This window comes from Arcicella sp., assembly GCF_964672035.1.
Window position 1 is genome coordinate 25,782 of the sequence record NZ_CBABQS010000017.1, and the last position, 25,863, is coordinate 51,644.

19 protein-coding genes are annotated in these 25,863 nt (G+C 37.4%); 13 read left to right on the forward strand and 6 right to left on the reverse strand.

The window, feature by feature from the left end; genetic code table 11:
* Nucleotides 1-34 precede the first annotated feature (34 nt).
* Nucleotides 35-1,063 carry a thiamine-phosphate kinase gene (gene thiL / locus AC1W31_RS06920; RefSeq protein WP_481733688.1) on the forward strand — a complete coding sequence of 343 codons (1,029 nt, stop codon included), beginning with the start codon at nucleotides 35-37 and terminating at the stop codon, nucleotides 1,061-1,063.
* 121 nt (nucleotides 1,064-1,184) lie between these two features.
* On the opposite strand, the gene AC1W31_RS06925 is transcribed toward thiL, so the two are convergent.
* The 4 genes from AC1W31_RS06925 to AC1W31_RS06940 all read right to left on the reverse strand — a co-directional run bounded on the left by AC1W31_RS06925 (nucleotide 1,185) and on the right by AC1W31_RS06940 (nucleotide 11,999).
* Nucleotides 1,185-3,647, reverse strand: a complete 2,463-nt coding sequence (locus tag AC1W31_RS06925; protein ID WP_481733689.1) for a bifunctional YncE family protein/alkaline phosphatase family protein — start codon at nucleotides 3,645-3,647, stop codon at nucleotides 1,185-1,187.
* Nucleotides 3,648-3,790: 143 nt separating this feature from the next.
* Nucleotides 3,791-7,015 carry a TonB-dependent receptor gene (locus AC1W31_RS06930; protein WP_481733690.1) on the reverse strand — a complete coding sequence of 1,075 codons (3,225 nt, stop codon included), beginning with the start codon at nucleotides 7,013-7,015 and terminating at the stop codon, nucleotides 3,791-3,793.
* Between the two features lie 196 nt (nucleotides 7,016-7,211).
* Complete coding sequence (locus AC1W31_RS06935) at nucleotides 7,212-8,819, reverse strand: RagB/SusD family nutrient uptake outer membrane protein (RefSeq protein ID WP_481733691.1); 1,608 nt, start codon at nucleotides 8,817-8,819, stop codon at nucleotides 7,212-7,214.
* A 27-nt stretch (nucleotides 8,820-8,846) separates the two neighbouring features.
* Nucleotides 8,847-11,999: a SusC/RagA family TonB-linked outer membrane protein gene (locus AC1W31_RS06940; protein WP_481733692.1), complete on the reverse strand. Its 3,153-nt coding sequence runs from the start codon at nucleotides 11,997-11,999 to the stop codon at nucleotides 8,847-8,849.
* Nucleotides 12,000-12,303: 304 nt separating this feature from the next.
* Between AC1W31_RS06940 and AC1W31_RS06945 the strand changes: the two genes are divergently transcribed.
* The 6 genes from AC1W31_RS06945 to AC1W31_RS06970 all read left to right on the forward strand — a co-directional run bounded on the left by AC1W31_RS06945 (nucleotide 12,304) and on the right by AC1W31_RS06970 (nucleotide 20,535).
* Complete coding sequence (locus tag AC1W31_RS06945; protein ID WP_481733693.1) at nucleotides 12,304-15,462, forward strand: SusC/RagA family TonB-linked outer membrane protein; 3,159 nt, start codon at nucleotides 12,304-12,306, stop codon at nucleotides 15,460-15,462.
* Nucleotides 15,463-15,599: 137 nt separating this feature from the next.
* Complete coding sequence (locus AC1W31_RS06950; RefSeq protein ID WP_481733694.1) at nucleotides 15,600-17,063, forward strand: SusD/RagB family nutrient-binding outer membrane lipoprotein; 1,464 nt, start codon at nucleotides 15,600-15,602, stop codon at nucleotides 17,061-17,063.
* Between the two features lie 70 nt (nucleotides 17,064-17,133).
* Nucleotides 17,134-17,637, forward strand: coding sequence for a hypothetical protein (locus tag AC1W31_RS06955; RefSeq protein WP_481733695.1), 504 nt, complete (start codon nucleotides 17,134-17,136; stop codon nucleotides 17,635-17,637).
* Nucleotides 17,638-18,144: 507 nt separating this feature from the next.
* Complete coding sequence (locus AC1W31_RS06960; RefSeq protein ID WP_481733696.1) at nucleotides 18,145-19,074, forward strand: hypothetical protein; 930 nt, start codon at nucleotides 18,145-18,147, stop codon at nucleotides 19,072-19,074.
* A gap of 53 nt (nucleotides 19,075-19,127) precedes the next feature.
* Nucleotides 19,128-19,538: a QcrA and Rieske domain-containing protein gene (locus AC1W31_RS06965; RefSeq protein WP_481733697.1), complete on the forward strand. Its 411-nt coding sequence runs from the start codon at nucleotides 19,128-19,130 to the stop codon at nucleotides 19,536-19,538.
* 388 nt (nucleotides 19,539-19,926) lie between these two features.
* Nucleotides 19,927-20,535: a precorrin-2 dehydrogenase/sirohydrochlorin ferrochelatase family protein gene (locus AC1W31_RS06970; protein ID WP_481733698.1), complete on the forward strand. Its 609-nt coding sequence runs from the start codon at nucleotides 19,927-19,929 to the stop codon at nucleotides 20,533-20,535.
* Nucleotides 20,536-20,580: 45 nt separating this feature from the next.
* Here AC1W31_RS06970 and feoB read toward each other — a convergent pair whose 3' ends face one another.
* Together feoB and AC1W31_RS06980 are read right to left on the reverse strand one after the other, a co-directional pair.
* Entirely contained in the window at nucleotides 20,581-22,701 is a 2,121-nt protein-coding gene (feoB, locus tag AC1W31_RS06975) for a ferrous iron transport protein B (RefSeq protein WP_481733699.1), read from the reverse strand.
* A 15-nt stretch (nucleotides 22,702-22,716) separates the two neighbouring features.
* A complete protein-coding gene (locus AC1W31_RS06980; protein ID WP_481733700.1) occupies nucleotides 22,717-22,935 on the reverse strand; it encodes a FeoA family protein in 219 nt (72 codons plus the stop codon).
* A gap of 361 nt (nucleotides 22,936-23,296) precedes the next feature.
* On the opposite strand from AC1W31_RS06980, the gene AC1W31_RS06985 reads away from it, so the two are divergent.
* The 6 genes from AC1W31_RS06985 to AC1W31_RS07010 are packed head-to-tail and all read left to right on the forward strand — an operon-like array spanning nucleotide 23,297 to nucleotide 25,856.
* On the forward strand, nucleotides 23,297-23,962 hold the full coding sequence (locus AC1W31_RS06985; RefSeq protein ID WP_481733701.1) for a heme exporter protein CcmB: 666 nt from the start codon (nucleotides 23,297-23,299) through the stop codon (nucleotides 23,960-23,962).
* Nucleotides 23,963-23,972: 10 nt separating this feature from the next.
* Entirely contained in the window at nucleotides 23,973-24,638 is a 666-nt protein-coding gene (ccsA, locus tag AC1W31_RS06990) for a cytochrome c biogenesis protein CcsA (RefSeq protein WP_481733725.1), read from the forward strand.
* Nucleotides 24,639-24,658: 20 nt separating this feature from the next.
* On the forward strand, nucleotides 24,659-24,877 hold the full coding sequence (locus AC1W31_RS06995; protein WP_481733702.1) for a CcmD family protein: 219 nt from the start codon (nucleotides 24,659-24,661) through the stop codon (nucleotides 24,875-24,877).
* Nucleotides 24,874-25,314: a cytochrome c maturation protein CcmE domain-containing protein gene (locus tag AC1W31_RS07000; protein ID WP_481733703.1), complete on the forward strand. Its 441-nt coding sequence runs from the start codon at nucleotides 24,874-24,876 to the stop codon at nucleotides 25,312-25,314. Before AC1W31_RS06995 ends, AC1W31_RS07000 begins: the two co-directional genes overlap by 4 nt.
* A gap of 12 nt (nucleotides 25,315-25,326) precedes the next feature.
* A complete protein-coding gene (locus AC1W31_RS07005; RefSeq protein WP_481733704.1) occupies nucleotides 25,327-25,542 on the forward strand; it encodes a DUF2281 domain-containing protein in 216 nt (71 codons plus the stop codon).
* A complete protein-coding gene (locus AC1W31_RS07010) occupies nucleotides 25,542-25,856 on the forward strand; it encodes a type II toxin-antitoxin system VapC family toxin (RefSeq protein ID WP_481733705.1) in 315 nt (104 codons plus the stop codon). The genes AC1W31_RS07005 and AC1W31_RS07010 overlap by 1 nt, the downstream gene beginning before the upstream one ends.
* Nucleotides 25,857-25,863: the final 7 nt, after the last annotated feature.

Consider the following 25,863-nt stretch of genomic DNA (forward strand, 5'->3'; position numbering starts at 1 on the left):
AACACCTAAACCCTAAACTTATTACCTTTGCATCATGGAACAAAGAACAGAACTTAGCACGATTGGTGAATTTGGTTTGATAAATTTAATCAGCTCAAAATTTCCAATCAACAACATAGAAACGCTCAAAGGAATTGGCGATGATGCCGCTGTGATTGATACGGCGGGTAAAGAATTGGTGGTTTCAACGGATTTATTGATTGAAGGAATTCATTTCGATTTATCTTATTCTCCGTTGAAATTATTGGGTTATAAAGCCGTTGCCGTTAATATTTCTGACATCGCAGCGATGAATGCCATTCCAAAGCAAATTACCGTAAGCATTGGTTTGAGTAATCGTATTTCGGTGGAGGCCATTACAGAATTGTACGAAGGAATTAAAATTGCTTGTGATGAATATAAAGTTGATTTAGTGGGCGGTGATACTTCTGCTTCACGGTCGGGTTTGGTGATTTCAATTACGGCTTTGGGCTTGGCTGAAAAACAGAATATTGTGTACAGAAATACCGCAAAAGTAAACGATATTATATGCGTTTCAGGCGATTTGGGAGCGGCTTTAATGGGCTTACAGCTATTAGAAAGAGAGAAACAAGTTTTCCTCGCCAACCCTGATATGCAGCCTGAAATTGATAAAGACAAGGATTATGTTATTGAACGCCAGTTGAAACCACGGGCGAGAATGGACGTAATTTATGAACTTCGTGATTTGGGCGTTGTGCCAACTTCCATGATTGATGTATCGGACGGATTAGCTTCTGAATTATTACATATTTCAAAGAATTCGGGCGTTGGGGCAGTTATATTTGAAGATAAAATTCCAATTGACGATCAAACTTATTTGACGGCTACTGAACTAAAATTAAGTCCAATGACGGCGGCCTTGAACGGTGGTGAGGACTATGAATTACTCTTCACGGTGAAACAAGAAGATTACGAAAAAATCAAAAATGTGAACGATGTGAGCATCATTGGCTACATGACCAACGAAGTTATCGAGGCAAAAATGATGATGAAATCTGGAAATTTAGTGAATATTACGGCCCCTGGATATGAGCATTTTTAGGTGAGTGAGTTTAAAATCATGTCGTTTACATTTAGTTAAGGAATTTATACGGATAAACTTCCCGAAAGTTTAAAACTTTCGGGAAGATAAACGGCTTAACTAAACGACATTACCTTTTCTTTCAATCTTCATCTTCCTCATTTTTCGGAGCAATTTTCACGAAAGCACTTCTTTTAGGGGCGGGCATTTTGCTTTTTTCTCCTCTCATTACTTTCCAAATATCTTCATTGAAAGCAGCATCTGGAGCAGCATCTTCGTGACTAAAATCAAAGTTATTTCTGCGTTTTCCCGTATTTAGTGCCACATTTCTTTCATTGATATTCACATTGGCAGGAACGGATTGAAAAGGTTTTACATCTACATTTTTTGAAAAACATTTGAATAATGGGGTTGCCGCCGCATCGTATTGACTCATGGGTGGTAAGCCCAAAATTAACTCCATGGTTCTCAAAATCCCAGAGGTTGAATACATTTCGTGATTAACCGATTTCCGCTTTGTGTAGGCACTTATTACATACGCAGGCGAACGGTGAGCATCCACGTGGTCGGAGCCATTTTGGGCATCATCTTCCAAAATAAATACGGCCGACTCTTTCCAGATTTTTGATTTTGAAAGATGTTCAATAAATCTTCCAACCGCCAAATCATTATCGGCAATGGCAGCTTCAACGCTAAAAGCTCCTTTTCGTGAACCAGAAGTATGGTCGTTGCCCATTCTGAGACTATTAAATCTTGGAACGGCATTAATAGCCAACAAAGAATCGAAGTCTGTTTCCCACTGTTGTTCACGGTCAGAATCCTTAAAATTCATGTTCCAACCCGTGTATTTTGCGCATACATTGCCTTGAACACCCGCATAATTTCCTTTGGGTGTATCGGCAAATTCTCCATAAGTTCGGAATGGAATTTTGGCTCTTTTACAAAAATCCCAGATGAAACCATTTTTTGGATAGGCAATTTCTCGCTGTCCTTCATAATCATAAGAACCGCCTCGGCCTCCGTAACTCGTTACCCAATTTTTTTCTACATAATCATTGGCGTACGCTGCCGTCGACCAGTTATGTCCATCGGCAGAAACCTCCGCATCCACGTAAAAATTATCCAATAACACAAATTCACGGGCTAATTTATGTTGATTTGGTGTTAAATTTTCGGGAAAAATACACAATTCAACATCCCCATTTCCTTCTTTCATATCGCCCAAAACTTGGTCGTACGTGCGATTTTCTTTAATAATATAAAATACATATTTGATGGGCGACTTCCCACCTACTTTCATCGGAATTGGATTATCAGTTTCGCCCATTGCCACACTTTCTTTTTGCTTGGAATAAGGTGTGTTTTGAAAAACAACCTCGGAATAAGTGGCCAATGTTTTTTCATCAGGGGTGTTAATAATTGATAAGGTTCCTTTCAACAATCCCCCAATATATTCTACGACTTCTTTGTTGGCTTCTGGATTTGCACCTACTTCTTGTGGTTTCTTTTTTGCCAATGGATTAGGCCCTTTTGGATTGGGTTTTGAGGTAAATCCTTTACCATTAGTTACGTAAATCTTATTACCAATCGTCTTCACCGAAGTAGGATACCAACCCGTTGGAATAAAACCTTTTGAAATGCTTTTACCTTTCTGAGAAATATCAAAAACTGCCAAACAATTATTGTCGGCATTAGCAATATAAATGGTTTTCTCATCGGGTGAAAGTGCCACGCCATTAGGCGTTGAGCCAATTGGAGCATTTGGATACAACGAAGCTGAAATGTGCTCAATTAACGAATGAGAAGCAGTTTCGATAACAGAAACGGTATTGTCATTGCCATTGGGTACGAACAAATACTTACCATCTTTCGTGAAAACCATATCATTTGGATGACTATTTGTAGGAATTTCAGCGGCCATTTTTTCCTTCAAAATATCGTAAACAATTACTTTTGAGCCTCCCCAAAGTGTAATGTATAATTCCTTGCTTTGTGGGGCAATCATGCAAGTATATGGTTCAGCATTTAGTTTTTCTTCCTTGATTACTTTACGTGCATTTAAGTCGCAAATAAAGAGTGACTTTGAATCTTTTGCGGTTACGTACAGACGATTATTCTGAGAATCTACGCACAAACCAGCGGGTGAAATTTTGGCTTTCACGTCGCCCAATTTAATCTCACCATCTTGCACCAATTTTTGGTTTTCAATTTTATAAATTACCACTACATTATCATTTCCACCCGAAGCATAAATATATTTTTCGTCTTCGCTAAAAGCTAAACCAAGCCACGATTTTTTGATAGAAATTTCGTCTAAAACTTTCTCCGAAACCGCATCAATCAACATAATACTTTGCGTGCTTTGGCCGTTGTTGGTAACTGCTAATAATTTTTGTGAAGGCGAAACGATAAGATTCAACGGTAAATCATTGAGATTTAGGCTTGTGCCCACGGGCGTTAATGCCCAACCATTTGGAAGTGTTACTCGCTTGGCAGTTAGACTTTCGAGCAATGCCTTGTCTCCATTGCCTTGATTGCTCGCTTGTTTTTGATTACAAGCAAGACAGACTAAAAACATGGATATTGATAAGATTAGGTTTTTCATTAGTTTGGATAATTTTCGTTTTTGATACCTCGATTTATGAATCAAATATACGACAAATTGGGTTTGTCGTTATGGGTTTTTAACATTAAAGACGGCACCACTTTGAGCGGCACCGTCCTTTTTAAGCAAATAAATAGATTTTACTAAAATGAATATCTCAAACCTAACTGAATTCTCCAAGGAGTTCCACCAGCGGTTGATAATTTTCTTCCTGCACCAGTTTCTACGTTGTAGGTATAATTTTTAGTTGTTTGATCAAAGCCAACCATTGAAGTTAGATTTACGTTACCGTGATTATAGCTAATTCCATTCTCTTTATTCAATAAATTTGTAAAGTTGAAACAGTCTGCTGAGAGAGCGAAATGGTGTTTTTTCGAGATATTGAATTCCTTCGTCAAACGTAAATCAATCGTGTAATAGAATGGATTTACACCACCATTTCGTTGAGCAACTTTTCCAATGTTTTCACGAATATAGTTTTTCACACTTTCTGTAACATCTGCATTATCTAACAAACCTTGAATTCCTTTTTTAACTGCTTCAGGAACATTAGCTCCATTTGGATCAAAAACGTAAGCCAGATCATTGGTTAGCACAAAATCGCCATTAATACTTTTATTCCCGCCCACTAAAAATGAGTAACGAGTACCGCCAACGCCATTAAAAATCGCCCCTAATTGAAAACCTTTAAATGTTGGAGTAGCCGCCGAAGCAACGACTTTATCCGAGAACTGATCATCAGAATAAGAAACACTTTGGTCTCTTGGATCGTCCACAACCGGACGGAATGTTGAGGTATTTGCCACGCAACAATTGAAAGAAGAGTTATCTTTTGTATCATTTTTGGTATAACTAATTGTGAAATAACCATCTCTACCAATTTTCATACTGGCATCAATAACAATCGCCATTTGGTCTAATTGTCCTGTTGATTCCAAAGATAAAACACGTCCTAATTCAGTTGATTTTCTTCCTTTTGTCCAGTCAGTTGAACCATTTGCTGGAATTGTGTTAGCAGGTACATACACACCACGATTCGCTTCATTACTCAATCTAAAATAAGGCTCATCCACAATATTTCTGTCGTAATACACATAATTATTAACCGTTTTCGACCATAATACATTGATTCCCGCTCTGAATCTCGAATTGAAAAAACGATTGTACGAGAAGTTTAATTTGTAAATCGAAGGAACTTGAAAGTTATCACTTACGGCATTTATCGTTGAGACATAACTCGCTCCTTTCGCAATTCCAGGCGTTGTTGATGGGTCATTTCGGTAAGAAACAAAGTCTGGCGTTGGTACATTTGCCCCTGAAACGTCAATCGAGCCTACGATTGTACCACTATTCTGAATATTATTTAACTGTAAATAAGACACAGGTTGAGCTGAAAATACGCCTCCACCAAATTTAACAATATCTCGCTGACGACCCTGAACATCCCAAGTCAATTGCAATCTTGGTTGAATATTATTGTAGTCGGCGAGTGAATTATTGGTCTTAATAAACAATTTACTTTCCGTCATCGGATTTGGGTCTCCTTGTTTAAAGAAAATCGTAGCATCATAACGCAAACCTGCCATTGCCCTAACGTTTTTGAAAGGCTCAAATTCCACTTGGGCAAAAACTGCTAAATCAAGTAAAGATTGCTGAACGGCTGGATTAACCAAAGGCACTTCACGGGCGTAACGACTTGGTTTTTTGTCAATAAAATCTTGCAAACTATTGAAGAAAAAACGTCCGTTCATTTCATTCACAATTCTTGAGTCCAAGAATGTGAGCATATTATCCGTTCCGAATTTAAAATTCAAATTCCCTTTTCTCAAATAAGCGGTATTTGCTAATTGAAAAGTCATATCTTTAGCGTATTCCGTTCCGAATCTTTGTCCACCAAATTGCACCGTTCTGGTTTGGGTCGCATTTGGATTGGTAGCCGTTGGAATCACCGACTGAACCGTGATAATTGCCCGTGGAATATTTTCTTTTGGTAAATCTGAATTCACAACATAGTCACGAGAAACCGTTTGAAATTGAAATTTCAACTCATTGGTTAAATTGGGAGCTAATTCAGACCGAAGAGAAATCAACGAACTATTTTCAATTGATTTAAAGCCCGTCCAACTTTCTAATAAATTTATGTTCGAGTTATCATTCACCGACTGCGGGCTATCCCATGTTGTTAAATTATTACGAAAAGTCAATTTATTTTTTTCGTTAATCTGCCAATCAATTCGGGCAAAAATGGCATTTGCTACCGTTTCTCTGGAAAAATCTCCGTACTGTGGTGTATTTTTCATACCGTATTTTTCTCTGGCAGTAGTGATTACTTGCTCTAAATTCGCTTTCGTAATACCAAAATTCTGTTCCTGCAAAGCATTAAATACAGGAGCAATCTGAAAAGGAATGGTCTCATTCTGACGGTCGAAAGCAACAAAATAATGCAACTTATCTTTGATCAAAGCGCCACCCAATGAAAAACCGTACTGTTTTTGGTCGATATTTGTCGTCCTTGGCGTTCCATTAGCATTAAATTCACTATTTAAGGGAAATAGTTTATTGCCAAAAAGCGACGCCTGACTTGCTCGTTGGTAAAAGAATGCCGAACCTTCCGTTGTATTGGTTCCGTTCTTAGTAACGGCATTTACAGAACCACCACCTTGACGACCCTGTGTTACGTCATAATTATTGGTCGAAACCTGAAACTCTCTAATGGCTTCCTGCGAAATGGAATATGGTCCATTACCGACTGTTCCCGTAGTGTACATATTACGAGCATTCACACCATCCATGGTTACGTTAGTTGATGATTGTCTTTGCCCACTAAAACTGCCATTCTTGCCTTGTAGTGGCGATAAAGCAGTTAAAGCTGTAAAATTTCTACCTTCCATAGGTAACTGTTTCATCTGCAAAGAAGTAACTGCAATAGCAGCACCTGCTCTTTCAGTTTCTTTATTGACGAAGGAATTAGCACTTACCACGACTTCGGATAATTGCGTAGTAGCAATTGACAATTTGGCATCAATTTTCAGTTTATCCCCCTGATTTAAAGCATAATCCGTGAAGATTTTAGTTTGATACCCAACGAATGAAATGGAGATAGAATAAGGTTTACCAAGGGGTAATTGTTGAAATTGGTACTCGCCTTTCACATCGGAAACCGAGCCTGTTTGAAAGCCCGTAGATTCATTTTTGATTCTGATAGATGCCCCTGGAATGGCTTCGCCTTTTTCGTCTAAAACCTTACCAGCGATGGTGGCATCAGTGCTTTGTGCGAAGGTTTGAATACTGAAAAATAAAATTGAAAATAATAGAAAAACACTTTTTAAAATGTTTCCCTTCCATAAATTGAGATAAAATGTTTGCATTATGAAAATAATTTAGTTGAATAATTTCACAAAATTACCTTCTATATTTTAGGAGAACTTCACCCCTACGTTATCAAATTATGAATATACGTTATAAAATTGTGAAGAATGTATCAATCAGCATAATAAGATTTTAACAAAAAAGTCCTACCTCTAATAAAAGAAGTAGGACTTTCGATACCAGATTAATATTCAATTACCAACCTGGGTTTTGTTGAGTTTTTAACGTTGGATTATTGTTAATTTCTTCAATTGGTAATGGCCAAATGAATTTAAAACTGCTATAAGGAATGGCCGCAACTCGGACATAAGTTGTTGATGGATTATTCGTATAAAGGGCCGTAAATACGTTGGTATTACTTGCTTTAGCAGGGATTCCTCCCGTTGTGAAAACAGCATCAGTGGCCAAACGGTGAATATCTAACCAGCGTAAGCCTTCTCCTAAAAATTCAATTCTACGTTCGTTCAGAATTGCTTGAATCAAGTCTTGATTTGTTTTGAAACTTGCCTCTGTATAACGTCCCGTTCCTGCTGGTACTGCACGATTACGAACGGCATTCAACAACGATAAAGCTCTTACATCAACGCCTGTAGTGGTACGGGCAATGGCTTCGGCAGCGTTTAATAATACTTCCGCATAACGAATAATGGGAGCATTATCTGTACGAGCCGTGGCATCAGCGTATTTCTTACTGAACATGGCTCCACGTCCTGGAGAAGTTGCTCCATCTTGTTGAACCATATTAGCAGATTTACGATAATCGTCGGCAGGGAAAAAAGGTTGATTCCAGATAATTGGGCTAATTCCCACAATTCCACGTCCTCCTGTGATAGAAGCAATGTACATCGAAGGAGCAGCACCATTTACACCACTATTATCAACATCATTATTTTCGATTGAGAAAATTGATTCAACATTACTTTTATTTCCCGCTGCAAACGGTCCCATTGGCGTTGCTGTTAATTGGTAGCTACCAATTGGTGACACTAAATTTCCAGTAGTTGGCACCAATTTATTTGCCTCAGCAATCACTTGTGCAAAGTTATTTTGGTGCAATCTGATTCTGGTTTTCAAAGCAATTGCAGCTGCTTTTGTGGCACGAGTTAATCCGTTTTTAGTACGAGTGGTAGGTAAATTTGTTTCGGCAAAATCCAAATCCGCTAACATTTTATCATAACATTCTGCCACCGTATTGCGCCCTTGTTTTGAAGCCTCGTCTACCGATACTCCCGTGCTTGTTCCCACAGGTTGCTCACGGTAAGGCACACCACCCGCTACTGCACTTGGGTTGTCACCGTAAGGACGTGAGAAGTTTGCTAATAGATAGAAATGCCCCATTGCTCTCAATAAACGTAATTCTCCTTCATAAGAATTTTTCACAGCATCCGTTAAACTTCCGCCAACTGGGGCTTTACGAATACCGTCAATTACTACGTTTGCACGGTTAATCATGGCATAAATTGTTTGCCAAAAATAGCCATTATTAGCACTTGTTGCATCGTAAGTAGAATTGTAAGTTACTGCATAAAATGCCGCAACACTTACCATATCTTCGCCACGACAATCACCTTGTTCAAGATGAGCAGCCCCGAAAGGATACCCACGCACAGCTCCACCTGCATAAAATCCTGATTGAGCTCCGTCATAAACACCCGCCACGGCGAGTTCAATTCTTTCGGGCGTTTGAAAAGCGGTTGATTCAGAAAGGGCATCAATTGGCGTGAGGTCTGTGACCGAACAAGCCGTTGCCAACATCAGCGTTGTGCCGAGAGCAACTATATTTTTATATGATATTATTTTCATTTTATTTCTCTTAAATGTTTGTTGATATTAGAAACCTACGCTTACCCCAAAAGTAACTACTCTAAACTGAGGGTTTGTATTGAAATCAAGTCCAAAAGTTTGGTTTACATTACCATTTGCATTCAATTCAGGATCTAAGCCTTTGTATTTTGTGAAAGTGAAAGCATTTTGCAATTGTCCGTATAAACGAATATTACTAACACCAATGTTTGCTTTTCTCAACACTTCTTTTGGAACTGAATAGCCAAGGATGATATTTTGGATTCTGATAAAATCACCGCTTTCAATAAAACGACTGGTTGCATTTCCCGTTTGGTTAACTTGAGCGTTACCGTTCAAGTACATTTTAGGAACGTCTGTAACTTGTCCTTCTTTTGTCCATCGATTCAAAATTTCTGTTCCGTTGTTATTGAAATCTTGATTCAAAAGCGTTTCTTGGCGAGTAACGTTCATGATGTAATTTCCACCAGAGAAACGAGTGAAAATTTCTAAATCCAAGCCTTTATATTTGAACGTATTGGTTAATCCTCCGAAATAAGTAGGGTTTGTGTTACCTAATACTTTTCTATCACCACCATCTATAACATCAGCAGAAGCAAGCGAAGCTCCCGTTGTATTGGTAATAACAGCAGGATTTGCAGCATCGTAGAATGAGTATCCACCATTGGCAACATTTCTTTGAACAATACGACCATCTCCTTTCACAAACATTGGAAAACCATTCGACGCATTTACACCCGCACTTTCATATCCGTATAATGAAGCAACTGATTCACCAACTCTAATGATATGATAAACAGAAGGAAATATTGGTTGGTCTTTACCATCCGTTCCTTTGTTCAACGCCGTTACTTTATTGTTATTTGTTGAGAAGTTCATATTAACATCCCAAGAAAAACTTCCTTTCTTGATGGCTTCAATTCCTAAATTAAATTCAAGTCCTCGGTTGTATAATGAACCTACATTTTTAGAAATAGAGTTGTTTGGAACGCCCAAAGATGGAGCCGTTGGAGCCGCCAAAATCAAGTCAGAAACATCATTACTATAATACTCAGCTGATAAAGTTACTCTGTTATCAAAGAAACCTAAATCAATACCATAGTTAGATTGTGTACTTGACTCCCATTTCAACGCTGAGTTACCCGCTTGTGTAAAACCAACACCATTTTGTGAGGCATACTGTGCCGCACCAAACAAGCCTAAATAAGGGAAGGCCCCAATATCAACGTTACCAACTTGGGCATAACTTGCTCTGATTTTTATGTCATTAAGCGTTTTTGCTACGTTAGAATTTTTATAAAACTCTTCGTTAGAAACTCGATACGCCAATGAACCACCAAAGAAATTACCCCTACGACTTGCCGCTGGCAATGCTGATAAACCATCATTACGTCCAGATGCAGTCAAGAAATATTTATTATCGTAATCATATTGAATACGTCCAAAGTAAGAATCAAAACCAGTTGAAAAACCCGAACCATCAACCGTTGGCACTGAAAAGCTACCCGAGATAATGTTTTGTTGTTCAAAGAATCTATCCGAAAAATTAGCTGAGCCTGCGGTGAAAGAAGAAACTGTTTGTTTTTGGTATTCCGTTCCAGCCGTTAAATTGAACGAGTGTTTACCAAAATCTTTCAAATAGTTCAATGTATTCTGCCAGTTCCAACGAGTTACATTCCGTGAAGTCTGACTGACAACACCGTTTGAACCACGACCATCACCGTGACGTGGGTCATAAGATAAGAAACTACGAACATCAGTATAATCAAGGCCAATCATTGATTTCAAAGTCAAGCCTTCGAAGGGTGTAATTTGCAAATAAGTAGTTGATAAAACACGTCCAACTTGTGAAGCAAATTTATTATTGTCCAATACAAATTGAAGGTTGGTATAGTTGTTATCAATCCCACGTTTATTTGCACCTTGACCTAACACAGCACCATCTGGCGAAATATTATAACCCGTTGCATTAGTAGCATCATAAATAGGAACGTTAGGGAATAAACGTGCCGCTCCAGTGATATTACCAGACAACGCATTTGTACCCGTATTCAAACCTGTGTTCTCAGTACGAGTAATTTGTAATTTTGTCCCAACTGATACATACTTATTGAAGTTATGGTCAAGGTTAGACGTAAATGTATAACGTTTCTGACCATTAGTAGCCACTGCACCTTCTTGACGATTATACCCCAAAGAAAAATAATAGTTAGTTTTCTCAACACCACCACTAAAGTTGATATTATAATTTTGAGCAAGTCCTTGACGAAGCACTACATTTTGCCAATCAGTATTTGTTCCTTTATCATCCAAAAATGCTGCATCTGCACCACCTGCATTTCTGATTTTTTCGTTAGCAACTTCTACAAATTGAGTAGCATTCAACAAACTCAACCGGTTTATTGGGTTTGTTACTCCGTATTGAAAATCAAAGTTAACTTTTAGGGGTTGTCCTTTCTTTCCTTTTTTAGTAGTAATTAAAATTACCCCGTTGGTTGCTCTCGAACCGTAAATGGCAGTTGCTGCCCCGTCTTTCAGGATGTCAAGCGATTCAATATCACTTGGATTAATATCGGCCAATGGGTTGGTTGGCGTAACACCACTTTGATTACCATCCAAGGCAGGAACGCCATCAATAACAATCAAAGGCGAACCTCCTGATGTGATAGAGTTTGTCCCACGAATACGAATCCGAGGTGCTTGTCCGATAATTCCTGAACCAACCGTCACTTGCACACCCGAAGCACGACCCGCCAATTGTTGATCGAAACTTGGTGTGGTTAAATTCGCAAGGTCTTTACCAGCAACGCTTGAAATAGAAGATGTTAATTTGGATTTTTTCTGAACACCGTAGCCAATGACCACAACCTCCTCTAAGTTAGATACTTCTGAAGTTAGCGAAACGTTAATTTCTGACCTTGACCCAGTTGAAACTTCAGATTTTTTGAATCCTACAAAAGTAAAAACTAAAATCGGAGTTCCTGAAACACTGATTTTATAAGATCCATCTGAATTACTGACAGTGCCTTTTGCTGTACCCTTTACACCTATGCTTACGCCTGCAAGTGCCGAGCCATCTTCGGAAGAAGTTACTTTTCCCGAAACTATTCTGTCTTGTGCGGATACTCTGAATATGAGTAATAGCAAAAGAACAAAACTTGTTAGTATTTTTTTGTTCATTTGATGAGGAATTATTGATTAATTACTATTGAAACAATTCGTATGAATACGATTTGCAATTTACTAAACAATATTGTTTAAAAAGTTAGCTTGAGATTAGAATATCCTTATAAAATAGATTTGAAGAAAAAATAGCGCTGATAAAATTGAACAAAGATAATGTATTCAATTAATTGACGAATTGAAACAAACACCTATATTATATGTTGATACATCTAAAATATTTGTAGATTAATTAATTATCTCTTATTTTTATCGTAATATTCAATGCGAATATTTTCATCAATAACTAAAAAATCAACAAATGAACAAAAAACTACTAATTAGTTTTGTGTTTTTGTTTGTGTGTTCGCTCGTTTCTCAGAGTTTTGCACAAGACAGAACAGTTTCAGGTAAAGTAACTTCTTTAGAAGACGGTACAGAATTGCCTGGAGTGAGTGTATCTATTAAAGGTACGACTCGAGGTACTACGACAGCTACTAATGGTACCTACAAAATAAGTATTCCTGCCAATGCCACACTTATCTTCAGTTTTGTTGGCTTTTCATCTCAAAATGTTTCCGTAGGCTCTCAAACAGTTGTTAATGTCAAATTGACCTCAAACATCGAAGAATTATCGGAAGTTGTTGTAACAGCGCTTGGTATCGAAAAATCTAAGAGAGAGTTGAACTATGCTACCCAAACTGTTAAAGGTTCGGACATTGCGCAAAAAGGAGAACCAAACGTATTGAATGCTTTGCAAGGTAGAATTGCTGGGGTTCAAATTGTGGGAGCCAGTGGTGAAGCAGGTGCTTCAACCAACATTAACATTCGTGGTATAACTTCATTCACGGGAAGTAACCAACCTTTATTTATTGTCGATGGTATTCCAGTTAGTAATGACTTGGATCGTACAAATGGTGGACCAAATGGCACTTTAGGTGGACCTCAATCATCTAACCGTGCTTTAGATATTGCTCCAGAAAATATTGAATCAATCGACGTATTGAAAGGACCTGCGGCAGCAGCACTTTATGGTTCAAGAGCGGCTTCTGGTGCGATTATTATTACGACGAAAGCTGGTAAAGGCGGAGGATTGAATAAGAAAATGGAAGTAACTGTAAATACTTCTTATACAATCCAAAATGCTTATGGTTATCCAGAACTTCAAAATGATTATGGACAAGGTACGAGTACCATTTTCAACCCTACTTCTGCTAACTCTTGGGGGCCTAAATTTGGCACAACACCAACCACAGCTAATGGATTATTATTAGCAGATGGCAGTACTCGTAAGAATCCAGACGGTACAGATTACGCTTATCAGGCATACCCAAACAACATTAAGAACTTCTTTCAGCAAGGTACAATTTTGAACAACTCGGTTAACTTACAGGGTGGAACGGCTACTCAGAGTTACTCTTTGTTAGTTTCAAATACTTCGCAAAAAGGGATTGTTCCAGGGTCAGAATTTAATCGTACCAACGTTTCTTTTGGTGGAAACACTATTTTGGCTAACAAAATTAGATTTGGTGGGACATTCAATTATACTGCAACGGGTCAAAATAACTTCTTGACGGGTAACAACTCAAGTGCTCCTGCGGTATTATCAACTTTGCCACGTAGTTATGACTTACAAGGATTACCTTATACGGATGCAAATGGTAAAAGTATTTATCTTTCAAGTGCAGATAACCCTTACTGGTCAATCAATAATAACAAAACCATCAGTAATGTTGACCGTTTAACGGGTAATATCAATTTAGGGTACGACATTACTCCTTGGGCAACGGTCACTTACCGTTTAGGATTGGATACTTATACTGACCGTCGTAAGCAAACTTTTGCCATTGGTGCAGCACGTCTTCCAACGGGAGCTGTTTTTGAAGATGTTACTTACAGAAATGAGATTAACAGTGATTTGATTTTCCGTTTCAAGAAAGATAAACTTTTCTCTGAAAATATCAACTTCACTGGTTTGTTAGGATATAATGTTAACCAACGTAAATTTCAAAATATCTCTGCTTACGGTGGAGGTTTGACTTTACCAAACTATTATAACATCAACAATGCTACTACTTACACGAGTTCAAATGGTGGAACGGGTGAAGCAACAACGTTGAGAAGGTTAGTTGGTTATTATGGCCAAGCTTCATTTGATTATAAGAAATCGTTATTCTTAGAATTAACGGGACGTTTAGACCAATCTTCAACTTTACCGAAAGCCAATAATACGTTCTTCTATTATTCAGGTTCATTAGGTCTTTCGCTTACGGATGCATTCAATATTAAAAGTGATGTATTTTCATTCGGAAAACTTAGAGTTAGTTATGCAAGAGTCGGTAAAGATGCTGACCCTTATTTGTTGAATTCAACTTATTCAGTTACTTCACAGGGTAATAACGTGTCAAGTATTAGTTTCCCAATCAATGGTCAGGCAGGTTTCTCAATCGGTACTCGTATCGGTAGTGGAGATAACTTAACGCCAGAATTTACGACTTCTTACGAAGCTGGAGCGAACATTGGATTATTCCGTAACCGTTTGAATTTAGACTTAGCCGTTTACAATACAGTAAGTACTAATCAAATCTTGAATGTTACGGTTGCAGCAACTACTGGTTTTAGAACACGTACTACGAACATCGGTAAAATGACCAATAAAGGTATTGAAGCAATGCTTTCTTATAAAGTACTTAGTAATCAAAACTTCAGTTGGACAGTTACAGGAAACTTTACCGTGAACAGAAACAATGTTGACGAAATCGGTGCGGGCGTTACAGCCTTCAACATTCCAGGAAGTTCATTTATTGGAACAGCACCTTCAATTGTAGAAGGAAGACCTTACGGTGTTATTTTAGGAAACAAAAGAGCAAGAACGCCAGACGGAACTAAATTTATCGTAAATCCACAAACTGGTTTATGGATTGCAGCAATTCCTAATCAAGAAATTGCGAACCCTAACCCAGACGCAATTATCGGTATTACCAACACGTTCAATTACAAAGGAATTGGTCTTTCGTTTTTGTTTGATTCTCAACAAGGTGGACAAATCGTTTCATTTACTTTAGCTTCTTTGAAAGGTTCAGGAGCCTTGAAAGAAACAGCGGTTGATCGTGAAAAACCAAGAATTATTGATGGCGTTTTCCTTAATGCTGATGGTTCATATACACCAAATAATATCCAGATTGATGCCCAAAACTACTTCAACCAAGGTTTACAAACTGACTTGAACGTTTATGGTGCTACTGTATATCGTTTGCGTGAATTGACATTATCGTACCAGTTACCAAAAAATTTGTTAGCGAAATTGCCATTCGGTGGTGTATCGCTTTCATTCAGTGGACGTAACTTGTTCTATTATGCGCCAGACAGCTTAATTGATCCTGAATTAAATACGCAAGGTGCTGGTAATATCAGAGGTTTGGAATTACAAAGTAACCCAAACACTCGTAACTTCAGTGCTAATTTAAGATTGACTTTCTAATCATTGCGTTTTATAAAGGTCATTTTTAGCGAAAAAAATTTGACATTTATTCTTATTTATTTTCAGAATAAAATCTTACAAATATTTGCTATTTAAGCTATTAAAGCGAAGAATAGAAAGCAAAAATATCAATAATCATGAAATTCAAAATTAAAAATATACTTTTCATCTCAACCTTAGCCGTAGGATTTTTGGCTTCGAGTTGCTCAAGTGATTTTTTGGAGGTAAACAATACGCCCAATAATCCACTTATCGTTCCGCCCGCTGCTCTATTGACAACTTTGGCCTACGATGCCGCTTTTGCCAATAGCAACGACTTAAATCGTATCACATCCATTTTGGTACAACACCAAGCGGGTGTTGCCAACCAAGTAGCCACTTACGATTCTTATAATATTCGTGGAAACTCTGACAACCAATGGAATGGTGAATTATACGCTGGTCTTTTGATAAATACTCAGAAGATGATTGACAATACGCAAGCGACAAGTCCAGTTTACGCAGGTATTGCCAAAATTTATAAAGCCTATGGTTTTAGTATGACCACAGACCTTTGGGGCGATATTCCGTACTCGGAGGCCTTGAAAGGGACAAACACACTTACGCCAAAATTGGATGCTCAGAAAGATATTTATTTGGGAACGGCTTCAGTTCAAAGTTTATTCGATTTAGTAAAAGAAGGTTTGACAGATTTAGATAAGAAAAGTATCTTGAATCCTGGTGCTGACGATGTTGTTTATAAAGGAAACATAGCAAACTGGAAAAAATTAGGAAATACACTTTTACTACGTTTTGCTATCATTATCAGCCGTGTTCAACCTGACCGTGCTAAGACTGAAATTACAAGTGTATTAGCTTCTTCTGCGGGTTTAATTACGGATAACGCACAGGATTTTCAAGTAGCATTTGCGGCTACTGCGGGTACACAAAACCCGATCTATGCGTTCAACTTTGTGAACCGTCCTGATGACCAATTATTGAGCCAACGTTTTAGAGATACCTTATTATTAAATAAAGATCCACGTATTTCTAAACTCTTTACTTTGCCAAGCGGTACAACTTACGTAGCTTGGAATAACGGTGCAACAGGTACAGCTCCAGTTTCGGCTACACGTTCAAGATACGGTGTTTATTTAACGGGAGCATCTGGAGAAGCTCCTATCAGAATGATTACCAACTTCCAACGTGCATTTATGTTGGCAGAGGCGGCTTTATCACTTAATACAGCTGGTGATGCTCAGAAATTATTTGAAGAAGGTATTCGTGCTTCTATGTTAAAAACTGGTGTTACTACGACTGAAATTGATGCATATTTCAAGGCAAATCCAAGCATTATTACATTAGCAGGAACAACTTCTCAGAAGATAAATCAAGTTATGACCCAAAAATGGATTGCCAATTGTGGTAATGGTATTGAAGCTTATAATGACTGGAGACGTTGGGGATTCCCTCGTTTAGAAAAAGCTTTAAACGCAACGGGTGGCGATGATAGCAATATTCCTGTTCGTTTTCCATACACAGGTAATGAGCAATTAAGTAACCCAAATATACCAACACCTGGCCCGAAAACGTTCGACCGAGTGTGGTGGGATATTGACTAACATGATGTGATGGTGGCAGTATTTCGCCACTATTATTCTTTCAAATAAGTGAACATAAAAAGAAATCAACATGAAAAAATATAATTTCTTAGTAGCCATGATACTCATTTTGGGTCTTGGCTCTTGCAAACAACAGTACGATTATTTGTCTTTACGTGATGCTGTTCCTACGGATGTAATCACGGTTGACAATGCCGTTTACTACGAGCGTATTCCTTTCGTAACAACCTCTCAGTCAGCGGGAGGAAACATTGAAATTGTACTAAAATTAGCCGATAGCAGTCCAAATACGATTAAGGAAATTACTCGTGTAAATGCTTCGTCAACCAACAAAGCTATTAACGCCACTTCTGTACAAACGACTACTGGTTTGTATAATACAGCAGTTATAACAGGGGGCGGGAAAACAGTTTCTTTCAAAACTTCGATTGCAGAATACTTGAAAAAGAAGGCTTTAACTACTTTGCAAGTATCTGGCACAACCCCTTATGATTTGCAGTTTTATTTCTTGGTAACCTTGGATAATGGTCAAACCATTATTCCATTAGAAACAAGAGTTAGACCTTTGTTATAAGCATCTTGTATTAGCATACACCAAAAACCGCTTCTGAATCAAATGATTTAGAAGCGGTTTTTTCGTTTACTATGCAATCTTTACGCAGCTGTACTCATACGCCGCTGTTCTATTTTTTATCTTAGAATTTGTCATTTATTTTATTGGCGATTTCGCTTTCAAGCGTTTAGATATATTAAGTTTAGCACTAATTTTTCTGTTCAATAAATAATAATTCCCGCTCAATACAATCAATATTTTTAGAAATTAATGGCATTCATGATTTCTAAAATTACTTATCCTCTTCATTATAAGAAACATTTCCTTCAAACAATCTCTTAATTATTTAGAAAACGGGCAATTTCCATTGCCGTTTTCTATCGAGCAAAATTTTAGTAAAATACAGTTTTTAGAAATTCGTAGGCAATGAATCTATATGAAGTCATGTACTTAAAAGTAAATAATAAAGCATAATAGTCAATTTATGATAAAAACCTTACCTAACAAAACAAATAAACTTCTCTTAAAATGTTAACACAAGATTCCATTAATCGAAAGAAATTTTTAATGACGCTTGGCTTTAGTGGCTCTGCGTTAATGGCAGTACTTTCGTCTTGCTTGAATGAAAAACAGACTGTCCCCGAACCTGTTTCGGTTACGCCAAGTGTACCGAATGCTCCAACGGTTTCCGCCAGTACGGTAACCGATAGTCCAATCACGGTAACAACGGAATCAGCGGGAACGGTGCTGGTATTTAATGGCACAACGCAAATAGGCACATTTACGGCAATTTCGGGAACGAATACTTATACGCCAACTAAGGCGGGAACTTACACGTTTCAATTACTAACTTCTGCTGGAACTTCTATTTCAAGTACAGCAGTAATTGTAACGGCTAAAACATCAACCACGCCTGCTGCCCCCACCCTTTCAGTTAGTAGTATTAACACAAATAATGCGATTTCAATCACTGCGATTTTGGCAGGAATAATCATTGTATTTAACGGAACGACCCAAGTAACCACTTTTGCGGCGGTTGTTGGGGCAAATACCTACACGCCTTCATTAGCTGGTGTATATACTTTTAAATTACAAACTCCCAACGGAATATCGGGTGCGAGTGCTGCTGTAACGGTTACTGATTTAGTGACAACCAAAGATTTACTTACGCTCGACCTTAGCCTTTCGGCAAATGCAGCTTTGTTAAAAGTGGGTGGATATATTCGTCAGAGCAATATTGTGGTGGCTTTAGTGGCTGCCAATACTTATGCTGCGGTTACCCAAACGTGTAGTCATGAAGGTCAAAAACAGGTAATTTATCAAGTTGGAGAATTTTATTGTCAATCGCACGGAGCCAGATTTACCACTTCGGGTGTTGGCTTAAATAGCAATGGTCGAGGCGGTTTAACCGTTTATAAAACCTCTTTGGTGGGTAATATTTTGCACATTACGGCATAATTTAAAGCGTATTATTACAATGATTCCATGTTTAAACTTCCCCTTTTAAAATAATGTTGACACAAGAATCAATTTCAAGAAAAGATTTTCTTAGAAGCATGGGCTTAGGTGGTGCTGCTTTAATGGCAGTTTTAGCCTCTTGCAAAAGCGCAGATAGTGTTGCTCCGAGCGGAGTTTCTATTGATATTTCCACTGCCATTAAAAACGTTGGAGATTATACTTATTCAAGCGGCGCAATCATCGCCAGAGTCAGTGCAGGAAGTACAGCAGCATCTTTTGTTGCCTTGTCACAGGCTTGTACTCACCAAGGAACATCGATTACTTATCAAGGAAATGGCGTTTTTTATTGCCCAAACCACGGAGCTCAATTCAGTACGACGGGTTCCGTAACCAGAGGTCCAGCCAGCAGTAGTTTATCGAAATATGCCGTAACAATAACGGGTTCAACATTGACGATTTCTTAAGACTCAATATTTGTTGTAATTCCACATTTGAAATTCAAAAAGCCTTATAGATTTTATCATCTATGAGGCCTTTATTTTTCAGGATAATATTACCAACTTGGATGATGTTAATTTTCAATGTTAGATTATTTTTTTTCCTTTTTTCAAACACAAAAAATGCAAAAAAGCGATAATATAATTATCAGAAATCATCGATCCGAGCAATATGTATGCTGTCCATCTCCAAGCAAAAAGCAATTAAATAAGTAATTTTAATGCCCTTCAATTTCTGATTATGAGTCGTAAACTTTCTTCGATATTTTGAAATTGTCAGATGTTTTGAAGTTAATTTTGTATCAAATAAATGCAAAGCCATTAAATATTTCAAAAAATCTATATTCTAAAAAGAATGCAAAATAAAAAAGAAATAAAAAACCGTCTTTTTCCCGTCTTTTTGAAGTTGGAAGAATTGGATGTATTGTTGGTAGGAGGTGGAAATGTGGGCTTAGAAAAACTCTCAGCGATGCTTAATAATAGCCCTGATACAAAAGTTACGATGGTGGCGGATATGTTTAGGGACGAACTTCGTGAATATGTACAAAACTATCCAAATGTAACTTTAATTGAAAGAAAATTTGAGTTTAATGACTTGAACGACAGAGACTTAGTAATTCTTTCAACCGATAATCCAGATTTGCACGCCAGCATCAAAAGAGTAACTGCCGAACGTCATATTCTATGTAATGTTGCGGACACGCCCGATCTTTGTGATTTTTATTTAGGTTCAATTGTTCAGAAAGGAGATTTGAAAATTGGCATTTCAACCAATGGAAAATCACCCACAATGGCCAAACGAATGCGTGAATTTCTGGATGACATCATTCCCGAAAATGTGCAACAATTATTAGAAAATCTCCGAGAAATCAGAAAGTCCATCAAAGGTGATTTTCAAGAGAAAATCAGAATTATGAATGAAGTTACAGAAGGAATGGTTAAGGGGAATAAAACAAATAATTAGTATTACGTAGCAAAACTATATTCGCCCCCCTTCTTAGCGCTAATTTTATTTAAACGATTGATAGACAATAAATGCCGAAATGTAGGCTAATGCTGTCATGTAAACAAACTGAATAGTTGGATATTTCCAAGATTTTGTTTCTTTGTAGGTTATGGCCAATGTACTCATACACTGCATGGCAAAGGCATAAAAAATCATGAGTGAAAAACCCAATGCCATGTCGTACATCGGTTTACCAGTTTCGGGATTTATTTCGGCTCTCATGCGTTTCATCACGGTTGAGTTTTCCTCATTGGCCTCTCCTCCCAAACTATAAATAGTGGACATCGTACCAACAAAAACCTCACGAGCAGCGAAAGACGTAATCAAAGCAATTCCTATTTTCCAGTCATATCCTAAAGGTTTTATGACAGGTTCAATGAATTTTCCAAAATGTCCAGCGTAAGAATTTTCTAATTTTTTTGACGATATTTTATTCGTTAATCCAGTCCCAGAAAGCGTTGGATTTTGTGTTTTTACGTAAATTTCAGCTTGTTGCATGGCATCACCGGGGCCATAACTTGCCAATACCCATAGTACAATTGAAATCGCTACAATCACTTTTCCAGCTTCAAAAACGAATGCTTTTGTCGAGTTCAAAATCGTAAGCATAACGTGCGAAAATCTTGGACTTTTATAAGAAGGCAACTCCATGATAAAATAACTTCTTTCCTTCACTTTTAGGATAATTTTCATAATCCAAGCGGAAAGTAATGCCATGAAAAAACCTAATAAATACATCGCAAAAAGCGCTACGCCTTGCAAATTAAATACGCCAAATAAAGTACTTTTTTCGGGTACAACTAAGGCAATCAAAACGGTATAAATGGGTAAACGAGCGGAACATGACATCAAGGGCGTAACCATAATGGTAATTAATCTGTCCTTCCACGAACCAATGCTTCGGGTACTCATAATGGCAGGCACGGCACAAGCAACGCCCGAAATTAAGGGTACAACTGACTTACCATTCAATCCAAAACGTCGCATCAATTTATCCATGATAAACATTACTCTGGACATATATCCTGTTTCTTCCAACATCGAAATAAACAAAAATAAAAAGGCAATTTGAGGGATAAAGATCAAGACTCCACCAATTCCCGCAATCAATCCATCGGTCAATAAATCAGTTAATTTGGTGGGTGGAAGATTAGATTTTAGGAAATCATTTAAGTTTGCTACACCCCCATCAATCAAATCCATGGGATAAGTTGCCCAAGTAAAAATGGCTTGAAACATGATAAAAAGGATGCCTAAAAAGACAAAATATCCCCAAAAACGATGCAAGAAAATTTTGTCTAATCTGTCCGTCCAAGTATTTAATGGTTCTTCTTCGACGGGCATTTCGTGCAAACAATTATCCACAATTTCGGTGAGTTGTGAATATCTCGCCATTGTTTCTTTCGACTGAAAGTCTTGGGTATTCCAATGATATTTTTCTTGAATTTCGTCGAATCCTACTCGTTGTTTTGCATCAAATTGTTTAAGATTATCGTGTTCTGAAAGCCACAGAAGTGCGTGATAATCATCGGTATCTCCGTATTTTTCTTTAATAACTTCGACCATTCCTCTATCATAATCCATTGGTAATGAGTCATTTGAGTTATATCCTGATTCTAACGTTTTATTTACTGCCAAACGCAAACCATTCAATCCAATGCCTTTTTTGGCATTGACTTCTGCCACTTCTACATTAAGTTCTCGAGCTAATTTGACGGAATTAATCACAATCCCGTGACTCTCAGCGACATCAATCATATTCAAAGCCAAAACCGTCGGAATTCCTAAATCCCGCACTTGGCTAAACAACAATAAATTTCGTTTGAGATTGGAAGCATCCGCCACCACAATGGCCAAATCAGGATAATCAGGATGTTGGGGATTGGCTAAAATATTGATAACCACCTGCTCATCGACCGATTTTGGGTAAATGCTATAAATACCGGGCAAATCAAGGATTGAGGCATCATCGCCTTTCTCCAATTTCCATTTACCGATGAGTTTATCCATGGTAACTCCTGGGAAATTGCCAGTTTTTTGGCGAAGTCCCGTCAACGAATTAAACAGAGACGATTTTCCAGCGTTTGGATTGCCGATGAGGGCTATTTTGGGTGATTTTTTCAATTTAATTGGTATAAATTAAGCAATAACAATGGTTGCGGCTTCGTCTTTCCTAAGTGATAACACATAACCTGAAACTTTAACGGCAATTGGGTCGCCGAAAGGTGCAATATGCGTCATGGTTACTTGTGTACCAGGTAAACAGCCCATTTCTAATAATTTCAAAGAAAGCTCATCATCCGTAAAATTGACAATAATCCCTCTTTCTCCTTTTTTCAAATCTGCTACGGTTTTCAAGTTCTGTATTGGTTGTTCGTTGATGGTTATTAGTTATTTTGGACAAATTACCGGTAAAAATAACTGATAACTATTAACAAAACCCCTTATTTAGATTTATTCAAAACAAAGTAAAATTAGTAAAGAGTTCCTTGATAATGAAGTATTAATAAATAAACATTTTGGTTTCTCAAAATATTATTTTGTTTGTGTGCGTGCCGTTTATTTGTGTCGTAACTTTGTGGATGTTTTAGGAATTAGGTAATTAGAGATTTAGGATTAGTTTTTAGCAGTTTAGAAATTCATTAATATTGATTGACTTTCTGAGATTTTTATTCCAAATAACTAATCCCCAATTACCCAATCCCCAATCCCTAAAAGAATGTTCAAAGAAATTAAAGCACTGATAGATAAAGAAATACGATTAGAACTTCGTCAAAAATATGCACTCAACGGCATGATTTTGTACATCGTTAGTACGGTTTATGTGTGCTATTTATCATTTCGGTTGAAGGCAAATCAGATTGATAAAATTACGTGGAATACCTTGTTTTGGATTATTCTTTTATTCACCGCCATGAATGCCATTGCAAAAAGTTTCACGCAAGAGCGTTTTGGACGGTTGTTGTATTACTACACGTTGGCGAGTCCAGTAGGAATAATTCTTTCAAAAATTGTGTACAATACGTTGTTGATGTTAGTGTTGGCACTCATAGGATTTGGGGTTTATGCCATCATTATGGGCAATCCCGTGGAAGATATTGGCTTATATTTATTGAGCATTGTGTTGGGTGCTTTGGGTTTTGCGAGTACGCTCACGATGGTGGCAGGCATTGCTTCAAAAGCTGAAAATAGTTCAACATTAATGGCAATTTTGAGTTTCCCAATCATCATTCCGATGTTGATAATGCTCTTGAAAATCTCTAAAAATGCGTTAGATGGATTGGATAGAAGCAGTAGTTTAGATGAAATATTGACCTTGTTAGCAATTGATGCTATCGTATTGGTTTTGAGTGTAATTTTGTTTCCATTTCTTTGGAGAAGTTAATAGTAAAATGATGAAAAAAAACTGGTATAAAATTTTAGCCGTAGTGCTATTGACTTACGTAATAATTTGGGGATTTCTTGGACATATTCCTCGCCAGCCTGTCTTGCATGAAACCGCTCGTAACTTGTATTTTCACGTACCCATGTGGTTTGGAATGTTTGCGGTGCTTTCCGTTTCGGTTTGGAATTCGATTCAATATCTGCGTACTTCTCATATGTTGCACGACACAAAATCATCGGAATATGCCAATACAGGCATTTTATTTGGCATTGTAGGAATTTTGACGGGCAGTATTTGGGCGAGATATACGTGGGGCGCATGGTGGACAAATGATGTAAAACTCAATGGTGCTGCCATTGGTTTATTAATTTATTTTGCTTATATTATTTTGCGTGGTTCATTCAATGACGAACAGCAAAGAGCCAGGATATCAGCTATTTACAATATTTTTGCCGTGGCTTTGTTAATACCATTATTGATTATTCTTCCAAGAGTAACTGATTCTTTACATCCCGGTAATGGTGGAAATCCAGGGTTTAAACCAATGGATTCCGAACACACCATGCGAATCGTTTTTTATCCTGCCTGTATCGGTTGGATTTGTCTGGGATTTTGGATTACCAATTTAAGATTACGCTTGAAAAATTTAGAACAAATTCATCAAGAAAATAACTAAGATTTTACCATATTCTAAAAATGAAAAAAATAATTTCCCTAATCACATTATTATTCATGGCGTTGAATTTATTCGCCCAAGATACCACCAACGAAATCGAAATGGCGGATAAATTATACGCCGATGGCAGAATTTATGTAGTTGTTGCCGTTGTTGCAACCATTTTTGCAGGAATTATTGTTTACTTAATAAATCTTGATAGCAAAATTTCTAAGTTAGAAAAACAAATTAAAAAATGAAAAAGACTCACATTTTTGGACTCATTATTATTGCCATTGCCGTAGCTATTTTAGTTTCTACGGGTACGGAGGCAAGTACTTATACGGACTTTACAGATGCTGAAAGCAAAGCAAAAAGTGGTGATGTTAGTCAGGTTCACGTAGTTGGTAAATTAAAGAAAGGTGCTTCTGGCGAGATTGAAGACATTATTTACAATCCTGCCATTGATGCCAATCACTTGGAATTTACCTTGACCGATAACAAAGGTCGTTCACAAAAAGTAGTATATAATGCCCCCAAACCACAAGATTTGGGTAAGGCAGAACAAATCGTTATCATCGGCAGTATGGAAGGACAGGTTTTTAAATGTGATAAAATTCTTTTGAAATGCCCTTCAAAATATCAAGAAGGTAAGGTTGAGTTTAAGGAAGTGGAAAAACCTGCCAAACAGTCGTAAACTCTTAAAGTCATGAACGTAGCGGAATTAAAACTCGAACTATATCGTCAAATTGATAAAATAGACGATACAAACCTTCAAAAACTTAGTACAATAGTTAAGGAAATGTTGCCACAAAGCAACCCAAAGCCAAGAACTCGTGGTATTGTTGGAAGTATGAAGGGGTTTGTAACCTATGTGTCAAGGGATTTTGATGAACCTTTAGAAGACTATAAGGATTATATGTAATGAAAAATGATTTTTTGATTGATACCCACACTTTCATATGGCTTATTGATGATGACCCTAAATTGTCAAACACCTGTAAAAGTTTAATAGAAGACGTTGATAATGAGATATTTATAAGTATTGCCAGCCTTTGGGAAATGGCAATTAAAATAAGTATTGGTAAATTGAAGGTTGTGGGAGTTTTGCAACAAATGATTGGTGAGTTATATCTCCGTAATATCCGAATCTTACCTATTAATCCTTCGCACGTTCTAAAAGTAGAAACGCTTCCGTTTCATCATAAAGATCCATTTGATAGAATTATTGCAGCCTAATGTTTAG

Bases quoted from the DNA above. Each gene is read 5' to 3' on its own strand.
- thiL (WP_481733688.1), top strand. From the start codon at position 35: ATGGAACAAAGAACAGAACTTAGCACGATTGGTGAATTTGGTTTGATA.
- AC1W31_RS06925 (WP_481733689.1), bottom strand. From the start codon at position 3,647: ATGAAAAACCTAATCTTATCAATATCCATGTTTTTAGTCTGTCTTGCT.
- AC1W31_RS06930 (WP_481733690.1), bottom strand. From the start codon at position 7,015: ATGCAAACATTTTATCTCAATTTATGGAAGGGAAACATTTTAAAAAGT.
- AC1W31_RS06935 (WP_481733691.1), bottom strand. From the start codon at position 8,819: ATGAAAATAATATCATATAAAAATATAGTTGCTCTCGGCACAACGCTG.
- AC1W31_RS06940 (WP_481733692.1), bottom strand. From the start codon at position 11,999: ATGAACAAAAAAATACTAACAAGTTTTGTTCTTTTGCTATTACTCATA.
- AC1W31_RS06945 (WP_481733693.1), top strand. From the start codon at position 12,304: ATGAACAAAAAACTACTAATTAGTTTTGTGTTTTTGTTTGTGTGTTCG.
- AC1W31_RS06950 (WP_481733694.1), top strand. From the start codon at position 15,600: ATGAAATTCAAAATTAAAAATATACTTTTCATCTCAACCTTAGCCGTA.
- AC1W31_RS06955 (WP_481733695.1), top strand. From the start codon at position 17,134: ATGAAAAAATATAATTTCTTAGTAGCCATGATACTCATTTTGGGTCTT.
- AC1W31_RS06960 (WP_481733696.1), top strand. From the start codon at position 18,145: ATGTTAACACAAGATTCCATTAATCGAAAGAAATTTTTAATGACGCTT.
- AC1W31_RS06965 (WP_481733697.1), top strand. From the start codon at position 19,128: ATGTTGACACAAGAATCAATTTCAAGAAAAGATTTTCTTAGAAGCATG.
- AC1W31_RS06970 (WP_481733698.1), top strand. From the start codon at position 19,927: ATGCAAAATAAAAAAGAAATAAAAAACCGTCTTTTTCCCGTCTTTTTG.
- AC1W31_RS06985 (WP_481733701.1), top strand. From the start codon at position 23,297: ATGTTCAAAGAAATTAAAGCACTGATAGATAAAGAAATACGATTAGAA.
- ccsA (WP_481733725.1), top strand. From the start codon at position 23,973: ATGAAAAAAAACTGGTATAAAATTTTAGCCGTAGTGCTATTGACTTAC.
- AC1W31_RS06995 (WP_481733702.1), top strand. From the start codon at position 24,659: ATGAAAAAAATAATTTCCCTAATCACATTATTATTCATGGCGTTGAAT.
- AC1W31_RS07000 (WP_481733703.1), top strand. From the start codon at position 24,874: ATGAAAAAGACTCACATTTTTGGACTCATTATTATTGCCATTGCCGTA.
- AC1W31_RS07005 (WP_481733704.1), top strand. From the start codon at position 25,327: ATGAACGTAGCGGAATTAAAACTCGAACTATATCGTCAAATTGATAAA.
- AC1W31_RS07010 (WP_481733705.1), top strand. From the start codon at position 25,542: ATGAAAAATGATTTTTTGATTGATACCCACACTTTCATATGGCTTATT.